This is a genomic window from Chthoniobacterales bacterium, from assembly GCA_036569045.1.
Taxonomy (GTDB): Bacteria; Verrucomicrobiota; Verrucomicrobiia; order Chthoniobacterales; family JAATET01; genus JAATET01.
Genome location: DATCRI010000073.1, coordinates 1 through 5,187, shown reverse-complemented (window position 1 = coordinate 5,187; position 5,187 = coordinate 1). Strand labels below are relative to the sequence as shown.

Below are 5,187 nucleotides of genomic sequence, written 5' to 3'. Positions count from 1 at the left end.
GGACCGCCTCGACCGCGGCCGCGCAGGCGGTCTCGTAGCCGAAGCTCTTGTCCATGTAGATCATGTCGTTGTCGATCGTCTTGGGGACGCCGACGACGGCGAGCGGATATCCGCGTTTCGAGGCCTCCTGCTCGATCGCGTTGCCGCCGCGCTGGGTGCCGTCACCGCCGATCACGAAGAGAATGTTCACGCCGAGCTCCTGCAGCCGGTCCACCATGCGGGCGGGGTCCTGCGGGCCGCGGGAGCTGCCGAGCATCGTGCCGCCGAAGCGGTGAATGCTGCTCACGAAGCCGGGAGTCATATTGAAAACGTGATGGCCGTATTCGGGAATGAGGCCCTCGAAGCCAAAGGGAATGCCCAGGATGCGGGCGACGCCGTAGCGGTGATGCGCCTGCAGGACGATGGCGCGAATGACGTCGTTGAAGCCGGGGCAGAGGCCGCCGCACGTCACCACGGCGCAAACGGTCTCGTCGGGCTTGAAGAAAAGCTTCCGGCGTGGCCCGGCGACCTCGAAGCAGGGAATCTCCGCTCCGGATTCCGTGAGAGCCTTCACGTTGTCCAGGCTGTGGTCGACCACGATGCGCTGGTCGTCCGAATAAAAGGCGTGGTCGTTGCCCAGCTCGTGGAAATGGCGGTTGAGTGGAGAATCGATCGTGCGAGGGCCTAGAGATCGGATGTTCAGAGCAGACGGAGTGAGCGGGTTCATGGCCGATGAGATGGTCGAGCATGGGGCATACCACTCCGGGCAACTTTCGGCGAACATTCCGACGGAGAATTTTCGTCACCTGGCTGCGATTCTTGCGCCCGCCGGAGTGCGGCGCTTAGAGTGATCGTCTATGTCCGATTCCCGCCTCGTGATTGCCGGCCGCTCCTTCGGCTCCCGCCTCCTCGTCGGCACGGGCAAATTTTCGTCGAATGAAGCCATGCGCGACGCCCTCGAGGCCAGCGGCAGCGAGATCGTGACGGTCGCATTGCGCCGCGCGGACCTTTCCGGCAAAGGCGATGCGTTTGCGAACATCCTCGATTTCATCGATCCCGCGAAATACCTGCTCCTGCCCAACACCAGCGGCGCGATGAACGCCGGGGAGGCCGTGCGCCTCGCGCGCCTCGCCGTCGCCGCCGGCCTGCCGAACTGGGTGAAGCTCGAGATTCATCCCGATCCGCATTACCTCCTGCCCGATCCGGTCGAAACCTTCAATGCCGCCGAGATTCTCGTGAAGGAGGGCTTCACCGTGCTGCCCTACATCAATGCCGATCCCGTGCTCGCCAAGCGTCTGCAGGATGTGGGCGTTGCCACCGTAATGCCGCTCGGTTCGCCGATTGGCAGCAATCGCGGCATCGAGACGCGCGCGCAGATCGAGATCATCATCAGGCAGGCCACGGTGCCCGTTGTCGTGGACGCCGGTATCGGCGCGCCCAGCCACGCTGCCGAGGCGATCGAAATGGGCGCCGACGCGGTGCTCGTGAATACCGCCATCGCGGCCGCCGGCGACCCCGTGCGCATGGCGCGGGCGTTCCGGATGGCGGTCGAGAGCGCCAGCGAAGCGGTCGCGGCCGGTCTGCCCTCGCGCGGGGAATTCGCCGCCGCCACCAGCCCGATCTCCGTCTTCCTCAGCGGAAACTGACGAGTTCCAACCACGGATCGCACGGATGACACGGATGAAGGAACCGCCGAGGACGCAGAGAACGCGGAGATTTTCCTCCTCTGCGCTCTCCGCGGTTAAAAAATCATCCGTTTTATCCGTGAAATCCGTGGTCCAGAAATCATGAGCGACGAGCAGACCCCGATGATGCGGCAGTATCTCGCCGTGCGGCGTGACTTGCCGGCGAACACGCTGCTCTTCTTCCGCCTCGGCGATTTTTACGAGCTCTTCGGCGACGACGCGAAGGAGGCCAGCGCCATCATCAACGTCGCGCTCACGAAGCGCGGCGCCATGCCCATGTGCGGCGTGCCCTACCACGCCGCCAAGGGCTACATCGAGAAGCTCATCGCCGCCGGCAAGCGCGTCGCCATCTGCGACCAGGTCGGCGAAGTCACGGCCGGCAAACTTGTCCGCCGCGAGATCTCGCAGATCCTCAGCGCCGGCACCCTCGACGACTTCGGCCTCGACGCCCGCACGCACAATTTCCTCGCCGCCGTCTGCGAGAAACGCGGCCGCGTCGGGCTCGCCTTCGCCGATCTCAGCACCGGCGCCTTCCGCCTCACCGAGCTCGACAGCCGCGCGCAGCTCCTCGACGAACTCGCGCGCATCTCGCCCGCCGAGGTGCTCGTGCCCGAGGAGCAGCCCGAGCTGCTTGCGGCGATCCCGGTCGGCACCGCGGCCGAGGGTTACATTTTCGAATGCGAGCCCGCCGAGCATCTCCTGCGCGAGCATTTCCGCGTGCAATCCCTCGACGGGTTCGGCTGCAGCGCCTGGCCGCTCGCGGTCGGCGCGGCTGGGGCTCTTCTTCACTATCTGACTCGCCAGATGCGGCGAAATGCCTCGCACCTGCGCGGCCTGCAGCCCTACCGGCTGAGCGAATTCGTCGTGCTCGACGCCGTCACGCAGAGCCATCTCGAGCTGGTCCAGTCCCGCGGCGGTCGCGAGATGACGCTGCTCGGCGCGCTCGACCGGACCGTCACGCCGATGGGCGCCCGCACGCTCCGGCACTGGATCCTCAACCCGCTGCGCGATGTCGGCGCCATCGGGGCGCGGCAGTCCGCGATCGAGCGATTCATCGAACGCGCGCCCGATCTCGCCACGCTCCGCGAAACTCTCGGAGGGATTCGCGACATGGAGCGCGCCGCCTCGCGCCTGCACGGCCAGTCGGGCAATGCCCGCGACCTCGCGGCCCTGGCGGACTCCTTCGAGCGCATTCCCGGCGTGCGCGCGCAACTCGCGGATTTCTCCTGCCCGCTGGGCGGGGCGGAACTGCTTGCCGAGCTGGCCGCGCAGCTCGATCCGCTCGACGAACTCTGCGCCACGCTCCGCGCTGCCATCGTGGATGAACCGCCCGCGTTGCTGCGCGACGGCGGCATCATTCGCCCCGGCTACGATCCCGCGCTCGACGAGCTGCGCGCCGCCTCCCGCGAGGGCAAGGATTGGATTGCGAACCTGCAGGAGCGCGAGATCGAGCGCAGCGGCATCAAGTCGCTCAAGGTCCGCTACAATTCGGTCTTCGGCTACTTCATCGAGATCACGAAATCGAATCTCGGGAGCGTTCCGGCGGATTATCACCGCAAGCAGACCACCGCGAATGGCGAGCGCTACATCACGCCGGAGCTCAAGGAAATCGAGGGCAAGATCCTGGGGGCCGACGAGCGCTCCCGCGCGATCGAGCAGCAGATTTTCCAGGGCCTGCGCGCCCTCGTGCTCGACGCGATGGCTCGCATCCAGCAGACCGCCACGGCGCTCGGCGGCCTCGATGCGCTCGGCGGCCTGGCCGAGACCGCGCGCCAGTTCGGCTACTGCCGTCCCGTCGTCGACGCGGCCGGCGTCATCGAAATCGAGGAGGGTCGCCACCCCGTGCTCGACCAGCGCGCCGGCGCCGAGCGCTTCGTGCCGAACGACACCGCCCTCGATCGTGCCGGCAAACGATTCGCCATCCTCACCGGCCCGAACATGGCCGGCAAATCCACCTACATCCGCCAGGTCGCGTTGCTCACGCTGCTCGCGCAAACCGGCAGCTTCGTTCCCGCGAAGCGGGCGCGCATTGGCGTGACCGACCGCATTTTCACCCGCGTTGGAGCCAGCGACGACCTCGCCCGCGGCCAGTCGACCTTCATGGTCGAGATGAACGAGACCGCGAACATCATCCACAACGCGACGAAGGACAGCCTCGTCATCCTCGACGAAATCGGCCGCGGCACGTCCACCTTCGACGGCCTCAGCATCGCGTGGAGCGTCGCCGAGCACCTGCACGACGCCATCGGCTGCCGCACGCTCTTCGCGACGCATTATCACGAGCTCACCGATCTCGATCGCACGCGCGATGGCGTGACGAATCTCAACGTCGCCGTGCGCGAGTGGAACGACGAGGTCATCTTCCTGCGCAAGATCCTGCCCGGCCGCGCCGACCAGAGCTACGGCATCCAGGTCGCCCGCCTCGCCGGCTTGCCGGACAGCCTCATCACGCGAGCGAAGCAAATCCTCGCCAACCTCGAAAAATCTGAACTCAACACCGAGGGCAAACCGACGCTCGCCGCCAGCGGCGGCCGCACCAAACGCCGCGACATGGCCGCCATCGCGAACCAGCTTTCGCTCTTCGACGAGGCGGGTTGAATGGCTCCGCAAAGGAGTCATCAAGCCTGACGCGTTGCCACGGCCGGCGCTTTGGATTAAAGAAATGGCCATGAAGCAATCGCCGCCGGCTTTGGAAGACCTGCGCTTTGCATTGAAAGCAGCATGCGCGGATCGCCCCGTCGCGAAGGTGGAGGTTTTCGGCTCGCTCGCTCGCGGCGCGGCCCGGGCGGAAAGTGACGTCGATTTGTTGGTCGAGTTTCTCCCGGGTGCAAGGGTGGGACTTTTCGAAATGGGCGCGCTGAAGGAGGACCTCGAGGAACGCCTGGGGTGTCCCGTCGATCTCCTCACTCGCCGGGCGGTTGAAAGAAGCCGCAACGCCATTCGCCGCCGAGCGATCCTCGCCAACCCGCTCACGGTCTATGCTCGATGAGCGGCAGACCGCTCTGCTGAGGGACATCCTCGATTCGGCGTTGGCCATCCGTTCCTATCTGGAGGGAGTCAGTCGCGACCGATTCCTGGAGAACGTCGAGAAACAAGATGCCGTCCTGCGCCGCTTCGAAATCATCGGCGAGGCTGCCAGCCGACTCTCGGCGGAGGCCCGGGCGTTCTTTCCAAGCCTTCCGTTTCGCAGCATGCGCGGCATGAGGAACATCATCGCCCACGATTACGGGGACGTGGACATCGAGCAGGTCTGGACGACGGTCGAAGCCGATCTGCCGGAGATGATCGAAACTCTTCAAAGCCACTTCGCATGAGCTTTGGATTCGCCGAGCAAAGCTACGGCATCCAGGTTGTGAGGCTGGCCGGTCTGCCTTCCACGCTCATCGTCTGCGCGAAACACATCCGGCTGGACGCGGCGGCGGACGCCGAGGAGCCGGCGCCCGGGCCGGCGTAGGGTGCTGGAGCGGCGGTCTGCGGCCGCGGGGCGATTTGGGGTTGGAATCGGGATTTGGCGGTCGCAGAC

The 5,187-nt window shown here is 65.9% G+C and carries 6 protein-coding genes; 5 read left to right on the top strand and 1 reads right to left on the bottom strand.

Translation table 11 applies throughout. The features are described from left to right. A partial coding sequence (locus VIM61_13410) for a 6-phosphofructokinase (GenBank protein HEY8901403.1) occupies positions 1-706 on the bottom strand: 706 nt, incomplete at its 3' end. Between the two features lie 130 nt (positions 707-836). Here VIM61_13410 and VIM61_13405 point away from each other — a divergent pair. The 5 genes from VIM61_13405 (at position 837) to VIM61_13385 (ending at position 5,118) form a co-directional block, all read left to right on the top strand. Next, positions 837-1,625, top strand: a complete 789-nt coding sequence (locus tag VIM61_13405; GenBank protein HEY8901402.1) for a thiazole synthase — start codon at positions 837-839, stop codon at positions 1,623-1,625. Between the two features lie 141 nt (positions 1,626-1,766). Beyond that, positions 1,767-4,262 (top strand): DNA mismatch repair protein MutS, encoded by a 2,496-nt coding sequence (gene mutS, locus VIM61_13400; protein HEY8901401.1) that lies wholly within the window; start codon positions 1,767-1,769, stop codon positions 4,260-4,262. A 70-nt stretch (positions 4,263-4,332) separates the two neighbouring features. Beyond that, the gene (locus VIM61_13395) at positions 4,333-4,653 is read left to right on the top strand and encodes a nucleotidyltransferase domain-containing protein (GenBank protein HEY8901400.1); all 321 of its coding nucleotides are present in this window, start codon (positions 4,333-4,335) and stop codon (positions 4,651-4,653) included. Continuing rightward, the gene (locus tag VIM61_13390) at positions 4,643-4,978 is read left to right on the top strand and encodes a DUF86 domain-containing protein (GenBank protein HEY8901399.1); all 336 of its coding nucleotides are present in this window, start codon (positions 4,643-4,645) and stop codon (positions 4,976-4,978) included. The genes VIM61_13395 and VIM61_13390 overlap by 11 nt, the downstream gene beginning before the upstream one ends. After that, entirely contained in the window at positions 4,975-5,118 is a 144-nt protein-coding gene (locus VIM61_13385; GenBank protein HEY8901398.1) for a hypothetical protein, read from the top strand. Before VIM61_13390 ends, VIM61_13385 begins: the two co-directional genes overlap by 4 nt. Positions 5,119-5,187 lie beyond the last annotated feature (69 nt).

Bases quoted from the DNA above. Each gene is read 5' to 3' on its own strand.
- VIM61_13405 (HEY8901402.1), top strand. From the start codon at position 837: ATGTCCGATTCCCGCCTCGTGATTGCCGGCCGCTCCTTCGGCTCCCGC.
- mutS (HEY8901401.1), top strand. From the start codon at position 1,767: ATGAGCGACGAGCAGACCCCGATGATGCGGCAGTATCTCGCCGTGCGG.
- VIM61_13395 (HEY8901400.1), top strand. From the start codon at position 4,333: ATGAAGCAATCGCCGCCGGCTTTGGAAGACCTGCGCTTTGCATTGAAA.
- VIM61_13390 (HEY8901399.1), top strand. From the start codon at position 4,643: ATGCTCGATGAGCGGCAGACCGCTCTGCTGAGGGACATCCTCGATTCG.
- VIM61_13385 (HEY8901398.1), top strand. From the start codon at position 4,975: ATGAGCTTTGGATTCGCCGAGCAAAGCTACGGCATCCAGGTTGTGAGG.